Here is a 26,992-nt window from a genome sequence, read left to right as displayed (position 1 = left end):
CGAAGCACAGCCCCTACGGTGTTACAGCTCGGGCCGCCCGGCGGTCACAGTTCCCGCACGTACGTGTCCTGGTACGCCGCCCTCCCCCCGAACACGTTCAGGCCGACGTGTCCGCTCCTGTACGTCGTGTCCGTCACATCCATGATCCGGGTGCCGTTGAGGAACACCTGGATGCGGTCGCCCTCGGTGAGGACGCGGACGGGGTACGTCGTGCCGCGGCGGACCAGGGCTGGGACGCGGGCGAGGGCTTTGGCGTCGTCGAAGTGGCCGTCGGTCTTGGCGACCAGGCGGATCACTCGCAGGTCGGGGTCGATGTTGAGGCAGTAGGCGTCGGTGCCGTCGGAGGAGGCGCGCCAGAGGAGGGACAGGGCGCCGCCGGTGTCCGGGTCGGGGCTGCCGAGTCGGACCAGGGTGGTGAGGTCCAGGTCGGTCGCCGTGCGGGCCGAGATGGCGTTGGAGTCCTTGTCGAAGACCGCGGCGCGGCCCGCGCTGGCCGTCGACCAGCGGCCGGCGGGAGTGATGGTCAGCTTGCCCAGGTCCGAGCGGAATTCGCCGCCGATCGGGGCGGTCGGTAGCGGCTTCACTCGGTCCACGAGGCGGTAGGTGCCGTCCAGTTTGTGCACCTTGAGCGACTCGATGTGCGCGGTACCGCCCTTGGCGTAGAAGGCCATGCCGTCGGCGTCCGGGCCGGGGAAGATCAGGCTGGTCACGGCGGCCTGTCCGTCCGCGCCGAATGCCTCGACCGAGGACGAGTCGACGTACACCCGCAGGGTCACGCGGCCGTCGGTCGCCTTCATCGGCGCGGTCGTGCGGCCCGTGAAGTACTGCGTGAAGTCGCTCAGGCCCGATGCCGAGCGGTCCACGAACAGTTCCTGGGCCTCGGCGTCGTATCCGACGGTCGTGTGCTGGTCGTCGTCGGTCCGGAGCCGGAAGCCGATCTCCGTGGCGGTGCCGAGGGTGATCCCGGCCTCGATCTCGCAGGCGATGCCCCGGACTCCCACGAGCGGGTTCGCGGAGGTGGGGCCGACGGCGAGGTTCGTGCGGGTCGTGGTGGACGTGCGCAGCGTGACCAGCTCCGGGACCGGGCGCTGCGCCAGGCGTACGCCGTCGGCGGTGTCCGTGAGGGTCAGCTCGCGCGGGGTGCTCAGCTGGCCCTTCCAGGTGCCGGTCGGGGCGCTGAAGGGGTAGTCCCAGTTGCTCATCCAGCCGAGCCAGACGCGGCGGTCGTCGGGCATGCCGTAGAAGGACATGGCGGCGTAGTAGTCACGGCCGGAGTCGGCGCGCAGGACCGTGCCGGGCTTCTGGTCGGGGGTGAAACCGGTGCCGTTCCACTCACCCGTGAAGTACTGGGCGGCCGAGCCGTTCGTGGCGCGTACGGCACCGGTGCTCAGGGTGAGGACCCACTTCACCCGGTTCTTGTCGCCGTCGACGGGGAGCGGGAAGAAGTCGGGGCACTCCCAGACGCCGGTTGTGGCCCAGTCGCCGTAGCCGAAGGAACTGACCTGGGTCCAGGTGAGGAGGTCGGTGGAGGTGAAGAAGCGGATGTGGTCGCCGCCGGAGACGACCATCAGCCACTGGTCGTGGGCCTCGTCGCGGATGACCTTCGGGTCGCGGAAGGTCCAGCCGGCATCGGGGCCGCCCGGGTTCTGCACGGCCGGGCTGGAGCCTCCGTGCAGCTGCCAGGAGCGGCCCTTGTCCTTGCTGTACGCGATGCGCACGCCGGCGTTCCCGCCCGGCTTGTCCGGGTGGTAGCTCGTGTAATAGGCGATCAGGCCCGAGCCGCCGTCGAAGAGGCCGGAGGTGTCGTCGGCGTCCACGACCGCGCAGCCGGTCCAGCAGTGGCCGTAGGCGTTCCAGGGCAGGGCGATCGGCAGGGGCTGCCAGTGGACGAGGTCGGTGCTGACCGCGTGCGCCCAGCGGCCCTCGTCCTGGTGGAAGAGGTGGTATTCGCCGTCGTGGTGCAGCAGACCGCAGGGGTCGCTGGTGGAGCCGGTGAGCTGGGAGTAGTGGTACGTGGGGCGGTACGGCTCGGTGAAGTGGTCGGCGGTGCCGCGGACTTCGACGTTCTGGAAGTACGACGTCCCGTGCGCGGCCGCGGTGCCGAAGGCGGCGCCCTTGGTGCGGGACACGCGGGTCTTCAGCGCCCGTACGCCGTCCACGTACACCTCGACGGTTCTGCCCGTCGCGCGGGCCTCGACGCGGTAGGTGCCGCCTGACGCGATGCGCCGGACCGGGCCGGAGGCGGAGGCGAGGCGGGTGCCGGAGGAGCGGTCCAGCAGGACGACGGCGTTGCGGCCGGCTTCCAGGCGGGCTTCGTAGCCGCCGGAACCGTTCGCGGACGCGCGCAGGACGAGGCCGGCCGAGGAGGAGCGGTCGCCGGGTGTGATGTCGGCCCTCGCCACCAGGTCGCCGTCGGTGAAGGGGGCCGTGCGCAGGCCGCTCTCGCCGCGGATGCCGCGCAGGTCCGGGGTCCAGGTGCCGGAGCGGGCCGTCCAGCCCTGGAGGCCGGTGACGAGGTCGGCGGCGGCGATGTTCTCGAAGGACACCGCTCCGGTCGAAGCCGTGACGGCGAGTCGGCCCTTCGTGTGGGTGGAGTCCTGGGCGGTGATGACGGGGCTGTAGCCGTCGGGAGAGAGGAAGTCGGTCTGCCAGTGCACGCGCAGTTCGTCGTGTTCGGCTTCGATGCGCAGACGGTAGACCGTGTCGGCCTTGACGGTGGTCGCGTAGGTGCCGAGGGTGACGTCGCCGTCGATGCGGTAGAGCCTCAGCCTGCCCTGGCCCGCGTCGACTTGGACGCCGTAGCCGCGCGTGGCCTTGGCGTCGGTGCGCACCAGCAGTGAGGCGATGGCGGAGGCCTCGCCCAGGAGAAGGTCGGCCTGGAGCGCGGTGTCGTACGTCGTGGTCGTGGTGACGGCGCGGGCGGTGGCTCCCTGGGTCGGTGCCGCGCGCCAGCCCAGCGGACTCGCCGTCCAGGTGCCGCCGCTCGTGGTCCAGCCGGTGAGGTTGGTGGTGACCGAGGAGAGGGAGGGCGGGCCGAAGGTGACCTTGCCGCCCTGGGCGAGCAGGCCCACCGAGCCGCTGTCATGGCGGTGGTCCCGGGTGTGGAGGAGCCGCTTGCCGTCGATGTACACCGACAACTCCGGCCCGTCGACGGCCACTTCGAGGTCGTAGGACCTTCCGGCCCGTGCGCCGGGCAGCGGCGCGGTGGCGAGTGTGTCGGCGCCGGCCAGGTCGTAGAGCCGTATGCGGGCCCGGCCGGGGTCGAGGGCGACCGCGTATCCGGTCGAGCCGTCGAGGGCTGTCCGGAACACCAACGCGCCTACAGCGGAGGAGGATTGGGGCGTGACGCGGGCCGCGTACGTGCCCTTGGCCGCGAGTTGCTGCTCGGACAGGGCGAGGGAGGGCCCGCGACGGCCGGCGGTCACCTGCTGGCCACCGTCGGAGGTGCGGGCCCAGGTGCCGGCGACGGGGACGGGGTCGGGAATCGGGGTGGCGGCGGGGGTCGCTCCGGCGGCGCTCGGTGCGGCGGCCTGTGCCGCGGGGAGGATGCCTCCGAGAGGCAGCAGGGTGGCGGCGGTTCCTCCGGCGAGCAGGAGGGTACGGCGGGACACGCTCATGGCGGCTCCTGAGGGAGAACGGAGGAGGGTGGGCCACGGCCCGCGGGGACGTCCACCCCGCGGGCCGTGGCCGTGTGTAAGACCGTCACGGCCACAGCGGCCGGGGTCCGTCGGTGAAGGCCGACGCCATCTGCCAGGCGTCGAACCGCTCCAGGGCCACGTCGCCGTCCGCACCGATACCGACGCCGACGGCCTCGTCCGGACGGGTGGGGTAGATGCGGGCGGTCAGGGCACGCCCGTTGGCGAAGATCTCCAGTGCGGAGTGGTCGACGAGGACGCGCAGGTCGACCCGCCCGTGGGGGTCCAACGGCATTTCGCCGTACCGGGGTTCGGTGTCGACCGTCGAGTCGAGGCTGCTGGTCTCGCGGTGCAGCCGGAGGGTGCCGCTCGCTCCGTCGTGTGACCGGCTCACCTCCACGACCGTGCGTTCCGCGCCGTCCGGTGTCTCCCGGAGCACGAGCCGGGCGGTCGCTCCGGGAGCGAGACGCAGGGTTGTCTCGATGTCCAGCTGGTCCCCGCGCACGGCGGGCAGCCGGGTGTACGAGCCGGCCAGCCGGCCCGGAGCCACCTCTGCGCGCTCCCGCCGCAGCTCGGCCAGCTCCGGCACCGGGGCCTGATGCAGGCCGCCGTCCGTGGCGAGCGTGACGACCCTCGGCAGGGACATCACACCGCACCAGCCGGCCTGCGCGTTCGCCTCGTCCGTGCGGCCCTCCTGGAGCCAGCCGAACATGATGCGGCGGCCGTGCTCGTCACGGGTGGACTGGGGGGCGTAGAAGTAGCGGCCGCCGTAGTCGAGGCGGTGGAGGGCGGTCGTGGTGAAGGTGTCGCCCTGGTAGCGGCCGGTCCAGTACAAGGGGTGGTGGGTGGTGCCCTCGTCCCAGGCGGAGAAGACCAGCACGTCGGTGCCGCCGGCCTCCTCGTCCTCGCCGAGCCGGAAGAGGTCGACGCACTCCCACATCGTGCCGGTCCAGTCGAGCTCGCCCCGGTTCTGCGAGGCGTCGCCGGTCAGCAGGGGGCCGACGTAGCGCCAGCTGCGCAGGTCGTCGGATTCGTACAGGAAGGCCGTTCCGCCGACGCCCCGGATTCCCGAGCCCACCAGCTGACGCCACACCGTGTTCTCGCCGGAGCCCTCCCGCCAGACGCAGTGGTCGCGGAAGGCGGTGGTGTCGAGGCCCTCGGGCGGGGCCGTGATGACCGGATTGGCCGGATCCTTGGTCCAGTACGTCAGATCCGCCGATCCCCTGGCCACGCAAGGGAGTTCATGCTCACCGTGCCTGCCCGAGTAGACGAGCGTGGGTACTCCCCCGTCGTCCACCAGGACACCGGACCAACAGCCGTCGCGGTCCGGGCCGTCCGAGCCTGGCACCAAAGCGACCGGCTCATCGGCCCAGTGCACGAGGTCGGTGCTGGTGGCGTGGCCCCAGTGGATGCGGTGGTGGGCGGCGGCGAGCGGGTTGTACTGGTAGAAGAGGTGGTAGACGCCGTTCCAGTGACTCAGCCCGTTGGGGTCGTTGAGCCAGCCGCCGGGCGAGGTGAAGTGGAAGCCGGGGCGGTGGGGGTCGCGCAGGGCGCGCTCGGCCAGCCCCTCGGCGGTGGGACTGCCGGAGGGAAGGGTGAGGTCGTGGGTCATGCGGCGGTGGTCTCCGCTTTCTGGGTGTCGTCGGTGGCCTCGTCGTCCGGCCGGTCGGTGGCCTTGAGGACGCGGCGGGCGATGTCGGAGGCGGGTGCGCGCAGGTGGCAGCGCACCCAGTGGGGCTTGCCGTCGTCTTCGCCGACGATGTGGCGGACTGGCTCGGTGCGGCTGCACGTGCCGTCGTCGCCGTAGGGGCAGGACGTGGGGTTGAGGATCGCCTCGCGCAGGCGGGCGCGCTCGACGGGGTCGTAGCTGCCGGCCCGTTCGGGGTCGGGTACGGCGGACAGGAGGAGGCGGGTGTAGGGGTGGGCGGGGGCGTCCATCACCGCCAACGCGTCCCCTCCCTCGACGAGTTCGCCGGCGAACATGACCATCGTGGTGTCCGCGAGGTAGCGGGCGGAGCCCAGGTCGTGGGTGATGTAGAGCATGGCGATGTTCCGCTCGTCGCGCAGGCGGCGCATCAGGTTGAGCACGCCGACGCGCACGGAGACGTCCAGCATCGAGGTCGGTTCGTCGGCCAGGATGAGACGCGGCTCCACCGCCAACGCGCGCGCGATGGAGACGCGCTGACGCTGGCCGCCGGAGAGTTCGTGCGGGTAGGACTGCAGCATGTCCTCGGTCAGGCCGACCGTTTTCATCAGCTCGCGCAGCGCCTCGGGGGTGGCGGAATGGCCGTGCAGGACGAGGGCCCGGGTGAGGAAGTGCTCGATGCGGTGGACGGGGTTGAGCGAGCCGAAGGGGTCCTGGAACACCATCTGGACCTTGCGGCGGTAGGCCCGTGACGCCCGGCGTCGCTCGGTGCGCAGGACGTCCTCGCCGTCGAGCAGCACCTGTCCGGCGGAGGGCTGTTCGAGGCGGGCGAGGCAGCGGGCGATGGTGGACTTGCCGCTGCCGGACTCGCCGACCAGGGCGGTGATCCGGCCGGCCGGCAGGTCGAAGGACACGTCGTTGACGGCTCGGACGCGGCGCCGGGAGAAGACGGTGCCGACCTGGAAGTCCTTGGTCAGACCGCGTACGGACAGCAGGGGTTCGGTCATCGGGGGGCTCCTTCGAGGCTGCGGGCCACCCAGCGGCCGGGGGCGATCTCGCGCAGGTCGGGGATGTTCATGGAGCAGTCCGAGCGGTCCTCGGGACAGCGGACGTGGAAGCCGCAGCTGTCGGCGGTGCGTGGGGCGTCGAAGAGGCCGGTGAGTTCTTGGCGTGGGCCGGTCAGCGGCGGGAAGGCGTTCATCAGCGCCTCGGTGTAGGGGTGGAGCGGCTGGGCGAACAGGTCCTTGGCGTCGGCGAGTTCGACGATCCGTCCGCCGTACATCACGCCCATGCGGTCCGACAGCTCGACCATCAGGGACATGTCGTGGGTGATGAAGAGGATGGAGAAGCCCAGCTCCCGCTGGAGGTCGCGGATCTGCGCCATGATCTCCTGCTGCACGACCACGTCGAGCGCGGTGGTCGGCTCGTCCATGATCAGCAGCCGGGGGCGCAGTGCGACGGCCATGGCGATGACCACGCGCTGGCGCATGCCGCCGGACAGCTGGTGCGGGTACGCCTTCAGCCTTCCCGGGTCGATGCCGACCAGCTGAAGCAGCTCGCCGGCCCGCTCCCGCGCGGCCCGCTTCTTCATCCGCTCGTGGGTGGTGAAGATGTCGACGATCTGCTCGCCGATGGTCAGGACGGGGTTGAGCGAGTTCATCGCCGACTGGAAGACCATGGCGATCTCCCGCCACCGGAAGGCGCGCAGCTCGCGTGCGTCCAAGGCGAGGACGTCCTTGCCCTGGAAGCGGATGCTGCCCGCGGTGATCTCCGCCGGGGGCTTCAGCAGCCGCATCACCGCGTTGGCGATGGTCGACTTGCCGCAGCCGGACTCTCCGGCGAGGCCGAAGATCTCACCCGGGCCGATCTCGAACGACACGTTGTCCGCCCCGACGACCGTACGGCCGTCACCGCGGTACTCGACCCGTAGGTCACGCACCTCAAGTACGGGGTCCATGGCTCAGCCCCTCCTCTTCACGGGTCGACGCCTCACGGAGCGCAGCCTCGGGTTGGTGATCTCGTCGACCGCGTAGTTGACCAGCGCGAGCGCGAAGGCGACGAGGGCTATGCACAGTCCGGAGGGGATGAAGACCCACCACGTGCCGGTCATCAGCGCGCCGTCGTTGCTGGCCCAGTAGAGGTTGGTGCCCCAGCTGACGACGCTGCTGTCGCCGAGGCCGAGGAACTCCAGCGCCGCCTGGGACGTGATGCCGAAGACGACACAGCCCAGCAGGGTGGTCATCACCACGGACGCCATGTTGGGGAGGATCTCCCGGAACATGATCCGCAGCGGGCGCTCACCGGTGACGACGGCGGAGGCCACGAAGTCCTTGCCGCGGATCGACCTGGCCTGTGCGCGCAGCACCCTGGCAGAGCCCGCCCAGCCGGTGATCACCAGCACCAGGACGACGGTGGATGTTCCCGGGGGCAGGAACGCCGCCAGGATGACCAGCAACGGCAGGCCGGGCAGCAGCAGGAAGACGTTGGTGATCAGGGTCAGCGCGTCGTCCAACAGCCGGCCGAAGTACGCGGACGCGAGGCCCACGAGGATGGCGATGCCGGTCGCCGCGAGTCCGACGGTGAACCCGACGAACATCGAGGAGCGCGCGCCCCACAGGGTGAGTGCGAGGACGTCCTGTCCCTTGGTGGTCGTACCGAGCCAGTGCGCTCCCGACGGGGCCTGGCTGCCGGTGGAGTTGATCAGGGACGGGTCGCCGGGGGCGAGGACGGGCGCGAGCAGCGCCAGAGTTGCGAAGACGACGAGCAGGCACAGGCCCGACAGCGCCTTCTTGCTGCCGAGGAGCTGGCGTGCCACTCCGCGTCGTCGGCCCGGTCCCTGCGCGGTGGGCGGGGCTGACGGGGCTTCGGCCGGGGTCTCGCCCGCGATGTCTACGGCGGTCATGTCTCGTCGGCTCCCTTCAGCGGACGCGCACGCGCGGGTCGAGGCGGACGTAGATGATGTCGACCAGGAAGTTCGCCAGGAGCACGGCTGCCGTGATGGTGAGGAAGATGCCTTGCATCAGCGGGTAGTCGAGGCCCTGCACGGCTGCCAGCAGCTGGAAGCCGATGCCGGGGTAGGCGAACACGACCTCGGTGAGCAGGGCGCCGCCGACGACGAAGCCGAGGCCCATGCCGAGGTTGGTGACGGAGGGGAGCAGCGCGTTGCGGGCGGCGTAGCGGAACATGATCCGCGAGGGGCTGAGCCCCTTCGCCTCGGCCATGGTGATGTAGTCCTCGGCCGCCGTGGCGATCATGGTGTTGCGCATGCCGAGCATCCAGCTGCCCACGGTGACGGCCACGACGGTGAGCGCCGGGAGCACCAGGTGGGTGCCCGCGTTCGCCACGAACTCGGCGTTGAGACCGGGGGTCAGACCCGTGTCGTACGCGTGCCGCAGCGGGAACCAGCCCAGCGTCACCCCGAACAGGTACAGCGCGCCCATCGCCAGCCAGAAGTACGGGAACGAGCCGACGAAGATCAGCAGGGGTGGGAAGGCGGAGTCGAGGACGCCGCCACGCCGCCAGGCGGCGACGATGCCGAGCAGGTTGCCGACGACGGCCGCGATGACGAGGGCGGTACCGCCGAGCAGCAGCGTCCAGCCGATCTGCGAGCCGATCACTTCGGTGACCGGGGTCGGGAAGCGGGAGATGGAGATGCCGAGGTCGCCGGTGAAGACGCTCTTGACGTAGGAGATGTACTGCTCCCACAAGGGACGGTCGTCGAGGCCGAAGAGTTTCCGCAACTGGGCTATCTGCTCGGGCTGCATCGCACCCGCCTGCTGCGCGAACATCCGGGAGACCGGGTCGCCCGGCATGAAGCGCGGAAGCAGGAAGTTGAGGGTGATGGAGGCCCAGAAGGCCAGCAGATAGAACCCCAGGTTGCGCAGGATGAGACGCACTGCTCGTGCTCCCTGTCGGTGGGGGTGAACGGGGATGCGGTGCGCGGGGGCGGCCGTCCGGGGAGGAGGGCGGCCGCCGGTCCACGCGCACTCGCGTCAGCTCGTGACTAGCTCTTGACGGGCTTCAGCGAGGTGAGCACGAGGATCGTGCTGGTGTTGCGGTTGCCGAGGGTGGCGTACGGGTTGTCTTCCGACGGCCAGCCGGTGAAGCGCTTGTCGGTGTACGCGCCGAACTCGGGTCCGGTGAACAGCGGCACCGCGGGGGCGTCCTTGTCGTACAGCTTCTGCAGGGCGTTGACCTGCTCGCGCTGCGCGCCCTCGTCCGTGGCGGCGGCGAAGGCGTCGATGAGCTTGTCGGCCTTCGGGGCGGCGTAACGGTGGTAGTTCTGCGTGGCCTTCTCGCCGACGGGCTTGAGCATCCCGCTCGACATCACGTCGCGGAAGTACTCGTACGGGGTGGCACCGTTGCTGCTCCACACGATGCCGGTCTCGAAGGTGCCCTGCTCGTACGAGCTGACCACCGCCCCCCAGTCGGGCGTCTTCACGGTGGCGGTGATGCCGACCTTCGCGAGGTTCTGCTTGATGATGTTCGCGGCCGAGATCCAGTCGGAGGAGGCGGAGCCGACGGAGATGTCGAGCGTGAAGTTCTTGCCGTTCTTCAGCTTCCGCTTGCCGCCGCTCTCCTTGTAGCCGGCCGCGTCGAGGGCCTTGGCCGCCGCGTCGGTGTCGTACTTCGTCCAGGTGCAGGACGCGGCGAGGTCCTTGTCGCGCCACTTGTCGTACGTGCGGGCCAGGCCCGCGCAGTCGGCGGGCTCGGCGTAGCCGTTCATCGCGACTTTGGCGATCTGGTCGCGGTCGACGGCCATGCTGAGCGCCTTGCGCAGCGCCGGGTCGTCGAAGGGGGCCTTCGTGGTGTTCAGCTGCCAGTTGATCATGGCGCCCGTGGGCGGGTTCCAGTAGTGGTTGTGCTTCTTGTCCTTGGCCACGAAGGACTTCTCGATGTCCGGGATGAACGACTGCGTCCAGTCCGCCTCACCGTTGGTGAAGGCGAGGTTGGCGCTGTCGTTGCCGGAGAAGGCGAGCATCTGGATACCGGCGATCTGCTGCTTCGCGGGCTGCCAATAGTCGGGGTTCTTGCGCAGTTCGTACGACTGGGCCTGGAACTTCTCGATCTTGGTGTACGGGCCGGTGCCGACCGGGTTCGGGTTGGTGAACTTCGCCGGGTCCTTGACCTTGGACCAGATGTGCTTCGGCATGATCTGCTGGCCGGCGATCTCGAAGAAGCCGGGCGAGAAGGGCTTGTTGAAGGAGAACTTCACCGTGTGCTCGTCGACCGCGGTGACCTTGTCGAGGTACTCCAGGCCGCCGAGCACCTTCTTGCGCAGCTCGAAGGTGTAGACGACGTCGTCGGTGACGAGCGGCTTGCCGTCCGACCACTTGACGCCCTCGCGCAGCGTGAAGGTGAGGGACTTGCCGTCCTTGGCCTGCTCCCACTTGGTCGCGAGCCACGGCGTGTCCTTGGCGTCCGCCATGCTGTGCACGACCAGCGGCTCGTAGACGGCCTCCTTGGTCATGGGGGCGGCCTGCGGGGAGAGAGGGTTGAAGTTGCGCGTGAACGTCGCCAGATCCTCACGCGGGATGGTGAGCAGCTGGTTGCCGGAGGTGTCACCGGCGCCGGAGGCGCCCGAGCCACCCGAACAGGCGGACAGGACCAGGGCCGCGGCGGCGGCCGCGGTGACCGCTCCCAGGACGGCCCGGGGCCGCCGAGAAGGTATGCGGGAGGGTGCCATAATGGAGACTCTTTCCTCTCTTCAACACACAGGGCGAAGACGGGGATGGGATTCCTCGGCGGACTGATTAGCGGTCAGACCGACGAGCGTTCGAGCAGCGGGCAGTCGACCGTCACCCGGTGGGTGTCGAGCGACTGCCCCGCTGCGAGAGCGGCGAGCATGTCGACGCCCTTGGTGCCCATGGCCTCGAAGGGCAGGGCGAGCGTCGTCAGCTTCGGCCGCAGATAGGCGGCGATGAGTTCCTGGTTGTCGAACCCCACCACGGCCACGTCGTGCGGGATACGCAGCCCACGTTCCTTGATCGCGTCGTACGCACCCATCGCCATCCGGTCGTTTCCGCAGAACAGCGCGGTCGGCCGGACTGCGGCCGGACGGTCCAGCAGCTCACAGGCGGCGGTGTAGGCGCCGTCGGCGGTGGCCCAGCCGGGGATGACGAGGGAGGGGTCGGGGGTGATCCCGGCTTCGCGCAGGGCACGTTCGTACCCCTCGCGCCGGCCGATGGCGGCCGGGATCGCCGGGTCGAGGTTGATGAACCCGATACGGGTGTGACCGGCGTCGAGGAGCCGTCGGGTCGCCCGGTGTCCCCCCGACTCCTCGTCGGGCAGGATGCACGGCAGCTCCCCTTCCGCGTCATAGCAGTTGACGAGCACGGTCGGCACCTCGCGGACGGCTTTGGGGAGCGTGACGGCCCGATGCCAGGTCGTGGCGTACAGGAGCCCCTCCACGCGGTGCTCCAGCATCTGGTCGAGCGCGGCGGCCTCCTGGGCGGGGTCGCCCTCGCTCGCGGCGATCAGCAGGAACCTCCGGTCACCCCAGGCGCGGCTCTGCGCGCCCGTGATCACCTCGGCCGCGAAAGGGCCGGTCACGATCTCGGTGATCAGTCCGAACCACCCGCTGCGGTTCGCGGCCAGTGCCCGCGCCCCGGCGTTGGGCCGGTAGCCGAGCTCGTCTATCGCGTCCAGGATCCGCCGACGGGTCTCGTCGGGGATGGCGGCACCGGGCTTGTCGTTGAGGACGAAGGAGACCGTGGTCCGCGAGACGCCCGCATGGCGCGCCACATCGCTCATGGTGACGCGCTGCGACTTGTTCGTGGCCACTTCCAGTCCCTTTCGCCCGACCGGGGGCCGAGACACCGCCTCCGGTTTCGCGCTTTAATAACGCGCGTTACTTCCGTGTGGCAGGGAAGTTACGTCCGCCTTGAGCGGCATGTCAATACCTGCGCATGGGCTGCATCAGGCCACGGGCCCGGTGCCCCTCGTCACCCGCGCTCTTCCGAGAGAGGCAGACAGCCACCATGGCCCGACCCCAGGACCCCGGCCACGTCACCGTCCTCGGCGAGTGCGTCGCGCCGTGTCCGGAGGGCCACCACGTCGACTACCGAACTGAGGAGTCAGACGCAAGGCTTCGTCGCAGCGGAGGATGCGCGTCATGCGGAGTGCAGGAGCGGGGAGCGGACGGTTCGTCCATGGATCGGCGCCCCTGCCGGGAGAGCTCGGATCACCGGCCGTCACGCAGAACGAGCAGATCGGTGCACCGGGCGCCCCATGTCGCCGACCACACGCGCCGTGCACGCTCCTGGCTGTCGGCCCGCACCACACCCAGGGCGACCGGAGACCGCTCACCCAGCCCACCTACGGCGGCGTGCCCCGGCAGCGGGCTGATACGCCTGCGCGGCTGCTGCGGCAACCAACCATGATGACAACGCGGTTGAACTCACGAGCGGCGGATTCAGTCCGTTCGCCCAAAGTCCCGAACCCGCACGCCCACTGAGACGTTTCCGCAGGTCACAGACCTGCACAGGTGGGGCGGGTGGGACTCGAACCCACGGCCGACGGATTATGAGTCCGCTGCTCTAACCGGCTGAGCTACCGCCCCATAGCGGCGTGTCGCGTACATGTGTGCGCGCCGTCTGCCGCAGCATAGCCGCTCATACGATCTCCTGCTTCGGCTGGGCGGCTTCGCACGGCCTACGTGACCTTGAGGACTGCGCCGGGTGCCGCGCGGTTCCCGGGACAGCGGTTCGGACATGAAAAAGGACCCCTGAGAGGGGTCCTCGTTCATCCTGCTCCCCCGACTGGACTCGAACCAGTAACCTGCCGGTTAACAGCCGGCTGCTCTGCCAATTGAGCTACGGAGGACCGAGCTCCCCGGACTGGACTCGAACCAGTAACCTGCCGGTTAACAGCCGGCTGCTCTGCCAATTGAGCTACCGAGGAAGGTCTCGTATTGCATCGAACGTACCTACCTGGGTATCCGCCAGGGGGCGCGCGTTCGCTGCGACACATACATTAGCGCAAGCAGGGGGGTGCTCCGCCAATCGGTACTCCCCGGCACCGACGCCGCACCGGAGACCTACGCAAGGAAAGGGTGGCCGCCATGCGTTACCGGCTCACGTTCGTCGCCGGAGTCGTCCTGGGTTACGTGCTGGGCACGAGGGCCGGACGCGAGCGCTACGAGCAGCTCAAGAAGTCAGCCCGGCAGTTCGCTCAGAACCCCGCCGTCCGCAACACCGCCGAGACGGCGGCCCACCAGGGCCGTGAGTTCGCCGGCAAGGCGTACCACGTGGTGAGCGACAAGGTCGGCGACCGTGTCCCCGACTCGGTGGCGGAACGCGTCCGCCACCTCCGCGACCGAGCCACCCACAACGGCGGCGAGGACGACTGGGGCACGAGCAATACCTGACCTTCTGATGCCGAGCGGCCCCGGGCCCCTGAGAAAGGGGCGCGGGGCTGCATCGATGTACGGCTCCGCCGCGTGGGCGCGACCAGCCACGACGGCCCCGCAGCCGGCCCCTGACGAGAACCCCGACGGCGCCCACGGCCCAAGCCGGCACAGCGGTACGGCAGAATTTTGGCCATGGGGATAGTCGCCGGGTTGGACAGTTCACCCGATTTCACTCGTATCGTCGTCTGTGACACGGACTCCGGAGCCGTGCTCAGGCAGGGATATGCGCAGCATCCGGTGGAAGGCCCCGAGGGCGGCGGCCGGCCGTCGGACGTCGATCCGCAGGCCTGGCTGCTCTCCCTGGGCGAAGCCGCGGGCGGCGGGCTGCTGGAGGGCGTGCAGGCGATCGGCGTCTCGGCGCAGCAGAACGCCGTCGTACCGCTGGACGCGCAGGGCAACACCGTGCGGCCCGCGATGGTCGGCAACGACAAGCGCACGCAGGTCGCCGCGGCCGATCTGGTCGACGCGCTCGGCGGGCGTGAGGCGTGGGCGCAGGCGGTGGGCTGTGTGCCGCAGGCCGCGCAGCCGATCACGAAGCTGCGCTGGCTGGCCCGGACCGAGCCGGAGAACGCCCAGCGCACCGCGATCCTCCTCCAGGCGCACGACTGGCTGGTGTGGCAGCTGCTGGGCCGGCCGGTACGGAGAACCACCGACCGGGGCGGGGCGTCCGGCACCGGCTACTGGTCGGCGGCGAGCGGCGGCTACCGGCCCGACCTCGTCGAGCTGGCGCTCGGGCACCAGGTGATGCTGCCGGAGGTGATCGGCCCGGCCGACGCGGCCGGTACGACGCCGGAGGGGCTGCTGATCTCCGTGGGGACCGGCGAGACCATGGCGGCGGCGTTCGGTCTCGGCATCGGCCTCGGCGACGCGGTGGTGTCCCTGGGCGCGTCCGGGTCCGTGATGGCCGTGCACCCCGAGGCTCTGGTCGACGGGTCCGGGATGATCACCGCGCTCGCGGACGCGACCGGCATGCACCTGCCCGTCGTCACCACGCTCAACGCCGTACGGACACTGCGCGGGGCCGCCGAGCTGCTGGGGCTGCCGGATCTGGAGAGTCTGTCCGATCTCGCGATGAAGTCGACGCCCGGGTCGCACGGGCTGGTGCTGCTGCCCTATCTGGAGGGTGAGCGGACGCCGAACCTGCCGCACACCGCCGGGACGCTCGCCGGGCTCAGGCGCGAGTCGATGAAGGCGGAGCATCTGGCGCGGGCGGCGTTCGAGGGGATGCTGTGCGGGCTCGCGGACGCGCTGGACGTGCTGCGCGGCCGGGGTGTGGAGGTGCGGCGGGTGTTCCTGCTCGGGCCGGCCGCCGAACTGCCCGCCGTGCAGGCCGCCGCGCCCGCGCTGTTCGGGACGCAGGTCGTGGTGCCCCAGCCCGCGGACTACGCGGCGATCGGCGCCGCCCGCCAGGCGGCCTGGGCGCTCGGCGCGTCGCAGGGCACGCTCGACGTGCGCAATCCGCCGGCCTGGCAGGGCGCGGTGGCGCAGGTGCTGGAGCCCGGGGACGAGCTGGCCGTGGGGCAGGCGGTGCGGCAGCAGTTCGTCGCGGTGCGGGAGCAGACGCACCCGGGCGCCCTGTGAGGGCTTGACCGTCCGTTGGGGTAATTCGGTTGAGGTAACGCGGGTGGAGTGTTCGACGATAGGGGCCAGGGGCAACCACTCGCCCCGTCGTCCACTCCGAGAGAAGCAGCGTGCTCATACGACTTCTGCGGACCTGTCTCAGGCCCTACAAGAGACCCATCGCTCTCCTGGTGCTGCTGCAGTTCCTGCAGACCTGCGCCACGCTCTACCTGCCCACGCTGAACGCGGACATCATCGACCAGGGTGTCGTGAACGGCGACACCGGCTACATCCTGGGCTACGGCGGCCTGATGATCGGCATCTCGCTGGTCCAGGTCGTGTGCAACATCGGCGCCGTCTACTACGGCGCCCGTACGGCGTCGGCGCTGGGGCGGGACCTGCGGGCGTCCGTGTTCGACCGGGTGCAGTCGTTCTCCGCGCGTGAGGTCGGTCACTTCGGGGCGCCGTCGCTGATCACCCGGACGACGAACGACGTCCAGCAGGTGCAGATGCTGGCGCTGATGACGTTCACGCTGCTGGTGTCGGCGCCGATCATGTGCGTGGGCGGCATCGTGCTCGCGCTCGGTCTCGACGTGCCGCTGTCCGGGGTGCTGGTGGCCGTCGTACCGGTGCTGGGCATCTGCGTGACGTTGATCGTGCGGCGGCTGCGGCCGCTGTTCCGGTCGATGCAGGAGCGGCTGGACTCGGTGAACCGGGTGCTGCGCGAGCAGATCACCGGCAACCGCGTGATCCGCGCCTTCGTCCGGGACGAGTACGAGCAGCAGCGCTTCCGGAAGGCCAACACCGATCTCACCGACTTCGCGCTGGGCACCGGCAATCTGCTCGCGCTGATGTTCCCGATCGTCATGACGGTGGTGAACCTGTCGTCGATCGCCGTGGTGTGGTTCGGTGCGCACCGGATCGACAGCGGCGGGATGCAGATCGGCGACCTGACGGCGTTCCTGGCCTATCTGATGCAGATCGTCATGTCCGTGATGATGGCCACCTTCATGTTCATGATGGTGCCGCGCGCGGAGGTGTGCGCCGAGCGCATCCAGGAGGTGCTGGACACCTCCTCCAGCGTCGTGCCGCCGTCCGCGCCGGTGCGGGAGCTGCGCCGGCACGGGCATCTGGAGATCCGTGGGGCGGGCTTCCGCTATCCGGGTGCCGAGGAGCCGGTGCTGCGGGCCGTCGATCTGGTGGCCAGGCCGGGTGAGACGACCGCCGTCATCGGCTCGACCGGCAGCGGCAAGTCCACGCTGCTCGGGCTGGTCCCTCGGCTGTTCGACGTGACCGAGGGACAGGTGCTCGTCGACGGTGTCGAGGTGGCGGAGATCGACCCGAAGCTGCTCGCGAAGACCGTCGGGATGGTGCCGCAGAAGCCGTACCTGTTCGCGGGGACCGTGGCGACCAACCTGCGCTACGGCAACCCGGACGCCACCGACGAGGAGCTGTGGCACGCGCTGGAGGTGGCGCAGGCCAAGGACTTCGTGGAGCGGCTGGAGAACGGTCTCGACTCGCCGATCGCGCAGGGCGGGACGAACGTCTCCGGGGGGCAGCGCCAACGGCTCGCGATCGCCCGGACGCTGGTGCAGCGGCCCGAGATCTACCTCTTCGACGACTCGTTCTCCGCGCTCGACTACGCCACGGACGCCGCGCTGCGGGCCGCGCTCACACAGGAGACCTCCGAGGCGACCGTGGTGATCGTCGCGCAGCGGGTGGCGACCATCCGGGACGCCGACCGGATCGTCGTCCTCGACGAGGGCCGGGTCGTCGGCACCGGCCGGCACCACGAGCTGATGGCGGACAACGAGACCTACCGGGAGATCGTGCTCTCCCAGCTGACGGAAGCGGAGGCTGCCTGATGGCGGGGCCGATGGGGCGGATGATGGCCGGGGGCGGCCCCGATTCTCGCTCGCTGGACTTCAAGGGGTCGGGCAAACGGCTCGTCGCGCAGTTCCGGCCGGAGCGCGTGACCATCTACGTGCTGCTGCTGTGCGTGGTGCTCAGCGTCGGCCTGAACGTCGTCGGGCCGAAGATCCTCGGCAAGGCGACCGACCTGGTCTTCTCGGGCATCGTCGGGCGCGGCATGCCGGAGGGGGCGACCAAGGAGCAGGTCCTCGACTCGATGCGACAGCGCGGGGACGGTGACGTCGCCGACATGCTGCGCAGCACCGACTTCACCCCGGGCGAGGGCATCGACTTCACGGCCGTCGGCCATGTGCTGCTGCTGGCGCTGGGTGTGTTCACGGTGGCCGGACTGCTGATGGCGGTGGCGACACGGCTGGTGAACCGGGCCGTGAACCGGACCATGTTCCGGATGCGTGAGGACGTCCAGACGAAGCTGTCGCGGCTGCCGCTGTCGTACTTCGACCAGCGCCAGCGCGGTGAGGTGCTGTCCCGGGCGACCAACGACATCGACAACATCGGGCAGACGCTCCAGCAGTCGATGGGGCAGCTCATCAACTCGGTGCTGACCATCATCGGCGTGCTCGCCATGATGTTCTACGTCTCCTGGATCCTCGCGCTGGTCGCGCTGGTGACCGTGCCGCTGTCGTTCGTCGTGGCCACACGGGTGGGCAAGCGGTCGCAGCCGCACTTCGTGCAGCAGTGGCGCTCCACGGGGCAGTTGAACGCGCACATCGAGGAGATGTACACCGGGCACGCCCTGGTGAAGGTGTTCGGGCGGCAGGAGGAGTCGGCGCAGCAGTTCGCCGAGCAGAACGACGCGCTGTACGAGGCGGGGTTCAAGGCGCAGTTCAACAGCGGGGTCATGCAGCCGCTGATGATGTTCGTGTCGAACCTCAACTACGTGCTGGTCGCGGTGGTCGGCGGGCTGCGGGTGGCCTCCGGCACGCTGTCGATCGGCGATGTGCAGGCCTTCATCCAGTACTCGCGGCAGTTCTCGATGCCGCTGACGCAGGTCGCGTCCATGGCGAACCTGGTGCAGTCGGGTGTCGCCTCGGCGGAGCGGGTCTTCGAGCTGCTCGACGCGGAGGAGCAGGGCGCCGATCCGGTGCCGGGCGTACGGCCCGAGGAGCTGCGCGGGCAGGTGGCGCTGGAGCACGTGTCGTTCCGCTACGACCCCGACAAGCCGCTCATCGAGGACCTGTCGCTGAAGGTCGAGCCGGGGCACACGGTCGCCATCGTCGGCCCCACGGGTGCCGGCAAGACGACCCTGGTGAACCTGCTGATGCGGTTCTACGACGTCACCGGTGGGCGCATCACCCTCGACGGCGTCGACATCGCGCGGATGTCCCGGGACGAACTGCGGGCCGGGATCGGCATGGTGCTCCAGGACACCTGGCTGTTCGGCGGCACGATCGCGGAGAACATCGCGTACGGAGCGTCCCGGGAGGTGACCCGCGGGGAGATCGAGGAGGCGGCCCGCGCCGCGCACGCGGACCGGTTCGTGCGGACGCTGCCGGACGGGTACGACACGGTGATCGACGACGAGGGGACGGGGGTCAGCGCGGGAGAGAAGCAGCTGATCACCATCGCCCGGGCGTTCCTGTCCGACCCGGTGATCCTGGTGCTGGACGAGGCGACGAGTTCGGTCGACACGCGCACGGAGGTGCTGATCCAGAAGGCCATGGCGAAACTCGCCCACGGCCGCACGTCGTTCGTCATCGCGCACCGGTTGTCGACGATCCGGGACGCCGACACGATCCTCGTGATGGAGAACGGGTCGATCGTGGAGCAGGGCACGCACGAGGAGCTGCTGGCCGGGGACGGTGCCTACGCTCGGCTGTACAAGGCGCAGTTCGCGCAGGCGGTGGCCGAGGTGGACTGAACGCCCCGCTGGAGGTGCCGCAATCCGCCGTCGGTCGAGCGCGGCACCGCCGTGGCTGGTCGCGCAGTTCCCCGCGCCCCTGAAGGGGCGCGGGCCGCGTCAGTCCAGGTAACCCCTCAGCTGATCCGCGAAGGCGTGGTCCCGCAGCTTGTTCAGCGTCTTCGACTCGATCTGCCGTATCCGTTCCCGCGTCACGCCGAAGATCCGGCCGATATCCTCCAGCGTGCGCGGGCGGCCGTCCGCCAGGCCGTAGCGGAGTTGGACCACCTTCCGCTCCCGCTCCCCCAGCGTCGACAGGACCGCCTCCAGGTGCTCCCTGAGCAGCAGGAACGCCGCCGACTCCACCGGAGAGGCCGCGTCGCCGTCCTCGATCAGGTCGCCGAGGGCGACGTCGTCCTCCTCGCCCACGGGCGCGTGCAGCGACACCGGCTCCTGGGCGAGGCGCAGGACCTCGCTGACCCGCTCCGGCGGCAGCTCCAGGTGGGCCGCGACCTCCTCGGGCGTCGGCTCGTAGCCGCGCTCCTGGAGCATGCGGCGCTGGACGCGGACGACCCGGTTGATGAGCTCCACGACATGGACCGGGACCCGTATCGTGCGGGCCTGGTCGGCCAGGGCGCGGGACATGGCCTGGCGGATCCACCAGGTGGCGTACGTGGAGAACTTGTAGCCGCGGGCGTAGTCGAACTTCTCGACCGCCCTGATCAGGCCGAGGTTGCCCTCCTGGACGAGGTCGAGCATGGTCAGCCCGCGGCCGACGTAGCGTTTGGCGACCGAGACGACCAGGCGCAGGTTCGCCTCGATCAGGCGGCGCTTGGCCATGCGGCCCATGACGACCAGCCGGTCCAGGTCCAGCGCGAGCTGGCTGTCCAGGTCGGGGGTGAGCCGCAGCTTCTCCTCCGCGAACAGGCCGGCCTCGACGCGCCGGGCGAGTTCGACCTCCTCGGCGGCGGTCAGCAGGGGGATGCGGCCGATCTCCCGCAGGTACTGGCGGAACAGGTCCGAGGAGGGGCTGCCGGACTCGGTACGGGTCGGCGTCGGTACGACGGCCTCGGGGGGCTCGGCCTCCTCGACCGCCTCGGCGGGCGGCTCCTCCGGCTCCGGTTCCGACTCCGGGTGGTGCGCCGCACGGCTCTGCGCCGGGACCGCGGGCAGGGCGTCGGCCTCCGCGTCCGGCGCGGTGCCGTCGGCGCCGGGCGCGGCACCGGCGTCGGTCTGGGTGAGGGTCTGGGTCTGCACGGGGGCGACCTCCAGGATGATCGCTGCCAAGGAGGACGGCAGCGGTACTTCGGGGGCGGAGTCGGCCTCGCCGCTTTCCGTCCCGTACGCGATGAGCGGAACCGCGGGGGTCTGGAACCCGTCGGTGACGGATCGGCCGCGCTCCGAGGACTCAGGCACCGGAACCCAGTGTGGGGTAAGACACATCGTCGCCACGAGGGGCGTGCGATGACTTTTTGCTTCCGGTCCGTGACCGCGCGGTGACGTCAGAGCGCTGCGGCGCCGTGTTCCCGGAGGGTCTGGTCGTACTGCTGGAGGACCCACAGTTCGTTCTGCACGGCGGCGAGCTCGGCCGGGTCGCCGTGGGTGCCGAGGCGGGTCAGCCGGCCCGTGATGTCGCGGATGCGGCGCTCGACGGCCCGGCGGCGGACGGTCACCAACTGGGCGCCCGCGTAGACCTCGTCGGCGCCCTTCACACCCTTGTGCAGCATGATCGCCTCGACGGCCAGCTCCGTGACCATCGCGCGGACCGCGTCGTCCGGGGCGGCCTCGCGGACCCGGACCAGGTAGTCCTGGGGGTCGGCGACGCCCGCTTCGGCGCCGCCCGCGTCATGGATGGCCTGGCGGACGGCGGCGTAGGGCGGGGCGGTGAACTCGTCCACGCCGTACGCGTCGAAGGCCGGGGAGACCAACTCGGGGCGCTGGAGGGCGAGTTTGAGGAGTTCCCGCTCGGTGGCGAAGACCGGGTTGCGGAGGTTGAGGGCCGGGCCGCGGGGGCCGGCGGGCTGGGGCGGGCCGGCGTACTGCTGCCCCTGGTGGTGCCGCTCCGGGGCGGGGCCCTTGCCGCCGCGGTCGCGGGCCCAGCGGGCCAGCTGGGCCACGCGCTTGACCACGAACTGGGTGTCGAGGATGCCGAGCATGCCGGCGAGCTGGACGGCGACCTCGTGCTGGGCGCCGCTGTTCTTGATGCGGGCGACGATCGGGGCGGCCTCGTCCAGCGCTGCCGCGCGGCCCGCCGGGGTGTCGAGGTCGTAGCGGCTCACGATCTGGCGCAGCGCGAACTCGAAGAGCGGGGTGCGGGGTTCGACGAGGTCGGCGACGGCTTCGTCGCCCTTGGCGAGGCGCAGGTCGCAGGGGTCCATGCCGTCCGGGGCGATGGCGATGTACGTCTCGGCGGCGAACTTCTGGTCGTCCTCGAAGGCGCGCAGCGCGGCCTTCTGGCCGGCGGCGTCGCCGTCGAAGGTGAAGATGACGCGGGCCGAGCCGTTGTCCATGAGCAGCCGGCGGAGGATCTTGATGTGGTCGCCGCCGAAGGCGGTGCCGCAGGTGGCGATGGCGGTCGTCACACCGGCGAGGTGGCAGGCCATGACGTCCGTGTAGCCCTCGACGACGACCGCGCGGGACGCCTTGGCGATGTCCTTCTTCGCCAGGTCGATGCCGTAGAGGACCTGGGACTTCCGGTAGATCGCCGTGTCGGGCGTGTTCAGGTACTTCGGGCCGTTGTCCGCCTCGTAGAGCTTGCGGGCACCGAAGCCGACGACGTCGCCGCCGATGTCGCGGATGGGCCACATCAGACGGCCGCGGAAGCGGTCGATGGGGCCGCGGCGGCCCTCCTGGGAGAGGCCGGAGAGGACCAGCTCCTTGTCGGTGAAGCCCTTGCCGCGCAGGAAGCGGGTGAGGTGGTCCCAGCCCTGGGGGCTGTAGCCGACGGAGAAGTGCTGGGCGGCGGCCTGGTCGAAGCCGCGCTCGGCGAGGAACTGGCGGCCGGTGTCGGCCTCCGGGCTGGTGGCGAGCTGCTCCGCGTACCAGTCGGCGGCGATCTTGTGGGCCTCGACCAGGCGGATCCGCTCACCGCGCTGGTGGGAGGGGTTGTAGCCGCCCTCCTCGTAGCGCAGCGTGATGCCCGCCTGGCCGGCCAGGCGCTCGACCGCCTCCGAGAAGGTGAGGTGGTCGATCTTCATCACGAACGTGATGGTGTCGCCGCCCTCCTGGCAGCCGAAGCAGTGGAAGAACCCCTTGCTCGGGCTGACCTGGAAGGACGGCGACTTCTCGTCGTGGAAGGGGCAGAGACCCTTGAGGTTTCCGCCGCCCGCGTTGCGCAGCTGGAGGTACTCGGACACCACGGCGTCGATCGGGACCGCGTCCCGTACCGCCTTCACGTCCTCGTCGTTGATCCGTCCTGCCACGCGTGAAGTCTACGGTGGCGGACCGACACTCCTGACAGGCCCGGCGCCTAGGAGGCGAGGCTGTCCAGCGGCACGTGCGGGTCGGCGAGCGCCTCGGTGTCGACGCGGGTCTTCGAGCGGATCAGGCGCTGGATCTTGTCCGTGACGTCCCACACGTTCACGTTCATCCCGGCCAGCACCCGGCCGTCCTTCACCCAGAACGCGATGAACTCGCGCTTCCCGGCGTCGCCCCGGATCACCACCTGGTCGTAGCTGCCCGCGGGGGCCCAGCCGGAGTACTCCATGCCCAGGTCGTACTGGTCGGAGAAGAAGTACGGCACCCGGTCGTACGTCACCTCGCGGCCCAGCATGGCGCGTGCGGCCGCCGGTCCGCCGTTGAGCGCGTTGGCCCAGTGCTCGACGCGCACCCGTGTGCCGAAGAGGGGGTGCGGGAAGGACACGACGTCGCCGGCCGCGTAGACGTCCGGGTCGGAGGTGCGCAGCCGCTCGTCGACGACGACGCCGCCGCCGTGGGCCCGGTCGGCGATCTCCAGGCCGGCCGCCTCCGCCAGGTGGGTGCGCGGGGCCGCGCCGATCGCCGCCAGCACGTCGTGCGCCGGGTGCTCCTCGCCGTCGTCCGTGCGGGCCGCGAGGACCATGCCGTCCTGGCCGACGATCTCCGTCAGCCGCCTGCCGAAGTGGAAGCGCACCCCGTGCTCGCGGTGCAGGTCGGCGAAGAGCCCGCCGAGCTCCGGGCCCAGCACGCCGTGCAGCGGGGTGGACCCGTGCTCGACGACCGTGACCTCCGCGCCGTACTCGCGGGCCGCCGCCGCGACCTCCAGGCCGATCCAGCCGGCTCCGGCGATGACGAGGTGGCCGTTGTCCCGGCCGAGGTTGGTCAGGACGTGCTTGAGGCGCTCGGCGTGGGCGAGGCGGCGCAGGTGGTGCACGCCGGCCAGGTCCGTGCCGGGGATGTCGAGGCGGCGGGGCTCGGCGCCGGTCGCCAGGAGCAGCTTGTCGTAGCGGACGACGGTGCCGTCCTCGCCGAAGCGGACCGTCTTCGCCGTACGGTCGATCGCGTCGACGGTCTGGCCGAGGTGCAGCTCGATGTCGTGGGCCGCGTACCAGGCGGGTTCGTGCACGAAGACGCTGTCGCGTTCCTCCTTGCCGAGGAGGTAGCCCTTGGACAGCGGCGGGCGCTCGTAGGGGTGGTCGCGTTCGTCGCAGATCAGTATCACGCGGCCGGTGAAGCCCTCCGCGCGGAGCGTCTCGGCCGCCTTCGCGCCGGCCAGTCCGCCTCCGACGATGACGAATGTCTGATCCGCGTCGACCACTTGTTGCCTCCTCGTCAGGGTGTCGCCACTTGCGAGCGTCCCGCACGGAGCGTGATGGGGGAAGAGGGAGTGACCCGATCAGGCCACGGAGGGTCACATTCGGGGGTGCTCGCGTCCCGCCCGTCGCGTCAGTCTCATCCCTGCCCCGTCAGACGGGCGTGAAGCGAACGGGCGGACGTGTCGGTGAGGGAGGCGATCTGGTCCACGATCACCCGCTTGCGCGCCCGGTCGTCCGCCGCCCGGTCGAACAGGGAGCGGAACTGCGGGTCCAGGCCGTCCGGGGCGCGGGCGGTGAGCGCCTCGGCCAGTTCGGCGACGACGATCCGCTGGTCGGCGCGCAGCCGCTCCTGCTCGGCGCGCTGCATGACGTAGAGGTCGGCGACGGCCTTGAGGACGGCGCACTCCATCCGGGTCTCGCGCGGGACGACCAGCTCGGCGGCGTACCGGGTGAGCCGCCCGGCCCCGTAGGCGGTGCGGGTGGCGGTCTCGGCGGCCAGGCAGAAGCGGCCGATGAGCTGGCTGGTGGCGTCCTTCAGCCGGGCCTGGGCGACGGCGGTGCCGTCGTAGCCGTGCGGCCACCACTCCTGGGCGAGGAGCCGGTCCAGGGCCTCGGCGAGCTCGGCGGGGTCGGTGTCGGCGGGCACGTACCGGCCGCGGGCGACCTCGAAGACGTCCCGGCGTTCGGGGTCGGCCTGGAGGCAGTTCGGGTCGATGTGGCCGGCGTGCAGGCCGTCCTCCACGTCGTGCACGGAGTAGGCCACGTCGTCGGACCAGTCCATAACCTGCGCCTCGAAGCAGGTGCGGGTGCCGGGGGCGTCCTTGCGGAGCCAGTCGAAGACCGGACGGTCGTCCTCGTAGACGCCGAACTTGCGCGACGCCGGGTCGGTGGGGTGGGCGCCGCGGGGCCAGGGGTACTTGGTGGCGGCGTCGAGGGCGGCGCGGGTGAGGTTGAGACCGACGGAGCCGTCCGGGGTGAAGCGTTTGGGCTCGATGCGGGTGAGGAGTCTGAGGGACTGGGCGTTGCCCTCGAAGCCGCCGCAGTCCGCCGCGAACTCGTTGAGGGCCTGTTCGCCGTTGTGGCCGAAGGGCGGGTGGCCGAGGTCGTGGGAGAGGCAGGCGGCTTCCACGAGGTCGGGGTCGCAGCCGAGGGCCGCGCCCAGTTCGCGGCCGACCTGGGCGCATTCGAGGGAGTGGGTGAGGCGGGTGCGGGGGCTGGCGTCCCAGGCGGGGCCCATGGTGCCGGGCGTCACGACTTGGGTCTTGCCGGCGAGGCGTCGTAGGGCGGCGGAGTGCAGGACCCTTGCCCTGTCGCGTTGGAATGCTGTGCGGCCGGGGCGTTTGTCGGGTTCCGGGGCCCAGCGGTCGACTGACGTCGGGTCGTAGGCGGGGGGGTGTTGTGCGGTGCCGTCCATGTGACGACAGTAAGCGCGTCCGCGGGTGCCGGGTTCTGATTTCGGGCGTGTGCGGGTGGATTGTGGCTGGTCGCGCTGTTCCCCGCGCTCCTGGGGGACGTGGTTCCGCCCCCCGATGTCAGGCTGAGGCCAGCTCCCTGGAGGCCGCGTGTGACAGCGCCTCCTCGTAGCGGTGGAGGACGAGTTCGGCCATCGACGGGTGGGTGCCCAGGGGGGCCGCCGCTGTCCAGGGGGCCTTCCGGGCGCACTCCGTGGCGAAGCGGCCGGGGGCCGTGAAGTAGGAGGCGAGGGCGATGTGGCGGCGGCCCCCGGCCAGGAGGGTGCGGACGGCTGTTTCCACCGTCGGGGTCGCCGCGGAGGCGTAGGCCGGGACGACGGGGACGCCGAGGCGGGCGGCCAGGAGGTGGGCCGTGCGGGCGGTGTCCGTCTTCGCGTCCGGGTCGCGGGAGCCCGCCGCGGCGAGGACCACCGCACTGCTGCTGCGGGGTGTCGCGCCCCAGCCGGCCTCCAGCAGGCGGGCCTGGAGGGCGTCGACCAGGAGGGGGTGGGGGCCGAGGGGGGCCGCCAGGTGGGTGCGGACCCGGGACGCCGCGGCCATCTCGGGGATGTCCTGCTTGACGTGGTAGCCGCGGCTGAGGAGGAGGGGGACGAGGACCGCCTCCGTGTCTCCCAGGGCGGCGAGCGTGTCGGGGAGCAGGGGGGCGTTGAGTTCGATGTGTCCCAGGTGCACCGGCACGTCGGGGCGCAGGGCCCGGACCCGGTCGAGGAGTGCGCTCACGGTGCTCAGCGCGCGGGGGTCGCGGCTGCCGTGCGCCACGACCACGAGGGCGGGCGCGGCCGGGCGGCGCGGGGCGGGCGGCGGGACGAGGCTGAGCTGACTGGGCATGTACCGATGGTCGCGGCACCACGTTGCCTTCCCGTTGCCTGGGCGTCACGGGTGTTTTCCAGCGGTTCACGCTGTGGGACAGGGGGGTGTGAGGTGGCGTGACCTGCGGTTTCGGTGAATCGAGTGAAGCTGGTCACGCGGCCGCGGATGAACCGGGCGGCCCGGGAGGACGTCCCTGACTGTCGAGAGGCCGACCTGGGGAGGGACCGTCCGATGCGTCGTGTGACGTTGCGCAGACCGCGGCTGCCGCGTAGCCGGCGGGGGCAGCGGCGGCTGGTGCAGGCCGTGATGGCCGGGTGCGTGCTCGCGCTGCTTCCGGCGACGTGGATGTACACCGTGGCGGGTGACCGGCTGCGTACGACGGCGGATGTGCCGCGTACCGATGTGGCGGTGGTGTTCGGTGCCGGGCTGTGGGAGGGGGAGCCCTCGCCGTACCTCGCGCACCGGCTGGACGCGGCGGCGACGCTGTACCGGGAGGGGCGGGTGGAGGTGGTGCTCGTCACCGGGGACAACAGCCGTGAGGACTACGACGAGCCGGACGCGATGCGCGGGTACCTGACGCGGCACGGGGTGCCCGACGGGCGGATCGTCAGCGACTACGCGGGGTTCGACACCTGGGACTCGTGCGTGCGCGCGAAGAAGATCTTCGGGGTGGACGAGGCCGTGCTGATCAGCCAGGGCTTCCACATCCGGCGGGCGGTGGCGCTGTGCGAGGCGGCGGGGGTCGCGTCGTACGGGGTCGGGGTGGACGCCGTACACGACGCGACCTGGTACTACGGGGGCGCCCGGGAGATCTTCGCCGCCGGGAAGGCCGCTCTGGACTCGGTGTTCCGGCCGGATCCGCGGTTCCTCGGGCCGCGGGAGCCGGGGGTGGAGAGGGCCTTGGCGGCAGCCGGAGGCCCTCTCGGTTGACCGGGCGGGCCTTGGCGGCAGCCGA

The 26,992-nt window shown here is 70.8% G+C and carries 19 protein-coding genes and 3 tRNA genes; 5 read left to right on the top strand and 17 right to left on the bottom strand.

From position 1 onward, the window contains the following. Positions 1-44: 44 nt before the first annotated feature. The 12 genes from BJ965_RS26500 to BJ965_RS26445 all read right to left on the bottom strand — a co-directional run bounded on the left by BJ965_RS26500 (position 45) and on the right by BJ965_RS26445 (position 13,182). A complete protein-coding gene (locus BJ965_RS26500; protein WP_184911570.1) occupies positions 45-3,617 on the bottom strand; it encodes a glycoside hydrolase family 32 protein in 3,573 nt (1,190 codons plus the stop codon). An 85-nt stretch (positions 3,618-3,702) separates the two neighbouring features. Then, positions 3,703-5,247 (bottom strand): glycoside hydrolase family 32 protein, encoded by a 1,545-nt coding sequence (locus BJ965_RS26495; protein WP_184911568.1) that lies wholly within the window; start codon positions 5,245-5,247, stop codon positions 3,703-3,705. Next, positions 5,244-6,287, bottom strand: a complete 1,044-nt coding sequence (locus tag BJ965_RS26490; RefSeq protein WP_184911566.1) for an ATP-binding cassette domain-containing protein — start codon at positions 6,285-6,287, stop codon at positions 5,244-5,246. The genes BJ965_RS26495 and BJ965_RS26490 overlap by 4 nt, the downstream gene beginning before the upstream one ends. Continuing rightward, entirely contained in the window at positions 6,284-7,237 is a 954-nt protein-coding gene (locus BJ965_RS26485) for an ABC transporter ATP-binding protein (protein WP_184911564.1), read from the bottom strand. The genes BJ965_RS26490 and BJ965_RS26485 overlap by 4 nt, the downstream gene beginning before the upstream one ends. 3 nt (positions 7,238-7,240) lie before the next feature. Then, the gene (locus BJ965_RS26480) at positions 7,241-8,182 is read right to left on the bottom strand and encodes an ABC transporter permease (RefSeq protein ID WP_184911561.1); all 942 of its coding nucleotides are present in this window, start codon (positions 8,180-8,182) and stop codon (positions 7,241-7,243) included. A gap of 16 nt (positions 8,183-8,198) precedes the next feature. After that, complete coding sequence (locus BJ965_RS26475) at positions 8,199-9,176, bottom strand: ABC transporter permease (RefSeq protein ID WP_184911559.1); 978 nt, start codon at positions 9,174-9,176, stop codon at positions 8,199-8,201. A gap of 107 nt (positions 9,177-9,283) precedes the next feature. Then, positions 9,284-10,966 (bottom strand): ABC transporter substrate-binding protein, encoded by a 1,683-nt coding sequence (locus tag BJ965_RS26470; RefSeq protein ID WP_184911557.1) that lies wholly within the window; start codon positions 10,964-10,966, stop codon positions 9,284-9,286. Positions 10,967-11,040: 74 nt separating this feature from the next. Further along, complete coding sequence (locus BJ965_RS26465; RefSeq protein WP_313667073.1) at positions 11,041-12,063, bottom strand: LacI family DNA-binding transcriptional regulator; 1,023 nt, start codon at positions 12,061-12,063, stop codon at positions 11,041-11,043. 400 nt (positions 12,064-12,463) lie between these two features. Continuing rightward, on the bottom strand, positions 12,464-12,652 hold the full coding sequence (locus BJ965_RS26460) for a hypothetical protein (RefSeq protein WP_184911555.1): 189 nt from the start codon (positions 12,650-12,652) through the stop codon (positions 12,464-12,466). Between the two features lie 115 nt (positions 12,653-12,767). Further along, positions 12,768-12,841, bottom strand: a tRNA-Ile gene (locus tag BJ965_RS26455). A gap of 190 nt (positions 12,842-13,031) precedes the next feature. After that, positions 13,032-13,104: transfer RNA gene (locus BJ965_RS26450), tRNA-Asn, on the bottom strand. Positions 13,105-13,109: 5 nt separating this feature from the next. Continuing rightward, a tRNA-Asn gene (locus tag BJ965_RS26445) sits at positions 13,110-13,182 on the bottom strand. 160 nt (positions 13,183-13,342) lie between these two features. On the opposite strand from BJ965_RS26445, the gene BJ965_RS26440 reads away from it, so the two are divergent. From BJ965_RS26440 to BJ965_RS26425, 4 genes are all read left to right on the top strand, one after another. Then, positions 13,343-13,648 carry a YtxH domain-containing protein gene (locus tag BJ965_RS26440; RefSeq protein ID WP_030836676.1) on the top strand — a complete coding sequence of 102 codons (306 nt, stop codon included), beginning with the start codon at positions 13,343-13,345 and terminating at the stop codon, positions 13,646-13,648. A gap of 174 nt (positions 13,649-13,822) precedes the next feature. Next, positions 13,823-15,271 (top strand): xylulokinase, encoded by a 1,449-nt coding sequence (locus tag BJ965_RS26435; RefSeq protein ID WP_184911552.1) that lies wholly within the window; start codon positions 13,823-13,825, stop codon positions 15,269-15,271. A 110-nt stretch (positions 15,272-15,381) separates the two neighbouring features. Further along, a complete protein-coding gene (locus BJ965_RS26430) occupies positions 15,382-17,115 on the top strand; it encodes an ABC transporter ATP-binding protein (protein ID WP_184911549.1) in 1,734 nt (577 codons plus the stop codon). After that, positions 17,115-19,043, top strand: coding sequence for an ABC transporter ATP-binding protein (locus BJ965_RS26425; protein WP_184911547.1), 1,929 nt, complete (start codon positions 17,115-17,117; stop codon positions 19,041-19,043). Before BJ965_RS26430 ends, BJ965_RS26425 begins: the two co-directional genes overlap by 1 nt. 99 nt (positions 19,044-19,142) lie before the next feature. On the opposite strand, the gene BJ965_RS26420 is transcribed toward BJ965_RS26425, so the two are convergent. The 5 genes from BJ965_RS26420 to BJ965_RS26400 form a co-directional block, all read right to left on the bottom strand. Continuing rightward, a complete protein-coding gene (locus BJ965_RS26420) occupies positions 19,143-20,438 on the bottom strand; it encodes an RNA polymerase sigma factor (RefSeq protein ID WP_184911544.1) in 1,296 nt (431 codons plus the stop codon). An 86-nt stretch (positions 20,439-20,524) separates the two neighbouring features. Beyond that, on the bottom strand, positions 20,525-22,444 hold the full coding sequence (dnaG, locus tag BJ965_RS26415) for a DNA primase (protein WP_184911541.1): 1,920 nt from the start codon (positions 22,442-22,444) through the stop codon (positions 20,525-20,527). 47 nt (positions 22,445-22,491) lie between these two features. Next, entirely contained in the window at positions 22,492-23,757 is a 1,266-nt protein-coding gene (locus BJ965_RS26410; protein ID WP_184911538.1) for an NAD(P)/FAD-dependent oxidoreductase, read from the bottom strand. A gap of 134 nt (positions 23,758-23,891) precedes the next feature. Continuing rightward, positions 23,892-25,169, bottom strand: coding sequence for a deoxyguanosinetriphosphate triphosphohydrolase (locus tag BJ965_RS26405; protein ID WP_142164097.1), 1,278 nt, complete (start codon positions 25,167-25,169; stop codon positions 23,892-23,894). A 118-nt stretch (positions 25,170-25,287) separates the two neighbouring features. Then, positions 25,288-26,055, bottom strand: a complete 768-nt coding sequence (locus BJ965_RS26400; RefSeq protein ID WP_184911534.1) for a sirohydrochlorin chelatase — start codon at positions 26,053-26,055, stop codon at positions 25,288-25,290. Positions 26,056-26,268: 213 nt separating this feature from the next. On the opposite strand from BJ965_RS26400, the gene BJ965_RS26395 reads away from it, so the two are divergent. Next, complete coding sequence (locus BJ965_RS26395) at positions 26,269-26,967, top strand: SanA/YdcF family protein (protein WP_184911530.1); 699 nt, start codon at positions 26,269-26,271, stop codon at positions 26,965-26,967. The last annotated feature ends 25 nt before the right edge of the window (positions 26,968-26,992 follow it).

It is taken from the genome of Streptomyces luteogriseus (assembly GCF_014205055.1).
Taxonomy (GTDB): domain Bacteria; phylum Actinomycetota; class Actinomycetes; order Streptomycetales; family Streptomycetaceae; genus Streptomyces; species Streptomyces luteogriseus.
This window is presented reverse-complemented; position numbering and strand designations above follow the sequence as displayed.

Bases quoted from the DNA above. Each gene is read 5' to 3' on its own strand.
- BJ965_RS26500 (WP_184911570.1), bottom strand. From the start codon at position 3,617: ATGAGCGTGTCCCGCCGTACCCTCCTGCTCGCCGGAGGAACCGCCGCC.
- BJ965_RS26495 (WP_184911568.1), bottom strand. From the start codon at position 5,247: ATGACCCACGACCTCACCCTTCCCTCCGGCAGTCCCACCGCCGAGGGG.
- BJ965_RS26490 (WP_184911566.1), bottom strand. From the start codon at position 6,287: ATGACCGAACCCCTGCTGTCCGTACGCGGTCTGACCAAGGACTTCCAG.
- BJ965_RS26485 (WP_184911564.1), bottom strand. From the start codon at position 7,237: ATGGACCCCGTACTTGAGGTGCGTGACCTACGGGTCGAGTACCGCGGT.
- BJ965_RS26480 (WP_184911561.1), bottom strand. From the start codon at position 8,182: ATGACCGCCGTAGACATCGCGGGCGAGACCCCGGCCGAAGCCCCGTCA.
- BJ965_RS26470 (WP_184911557.1), bottom strand. From the start codon at position 10,966: ATGGCACCCTCCCGCATACCTTCTCGGCGGCCCCGGGCCGTCCTGGGA.
- BJ965_RS26440 (WP_030836676.1), top strand. From the start codon at position 13,343: ATGCGTTACCGGCTCACGTTCGTCGCCGGAGTCGTCCTGGGTTACGTG.
- BJ965_RS26435 (WP_184911552.1), top strand. From the start codon at position 13,823: ATGGGGATAGTCGCCGGGTTGGACAGTTCACCCGATTTCACTCGTATC.
- BJ965_RS26425 (WP_184911547.1), top strand. From the start codon at position 17,115: ATGGCGGGGCCGATGGGGCGGATGATGGCCGGGGGCGGCCCCGATTCT.
- BJ965_RS26405 (WP_142164097.1), bottom strand. From the start codon at position 25,169: ATGGACGGCACCGCACAACACCCCCCCGCCTACGACCCGACGTCAGTC.
- BJ965_RS26400 (WP_184911534.1), bottom strand. From the start codon at position 26,055: ATGCCCAGTCAGCTCAGCCTCGTCCCGCCGCCCGCCCCGCGCCGCCCG.
- BJ965_RS26395 (WP_184911530.1), top strand. From the start codon at position 26,269: ATGCGTCGTGTGACGTTGCGCAGACCGCGGCTGCCGCGTAGCCGGCGG.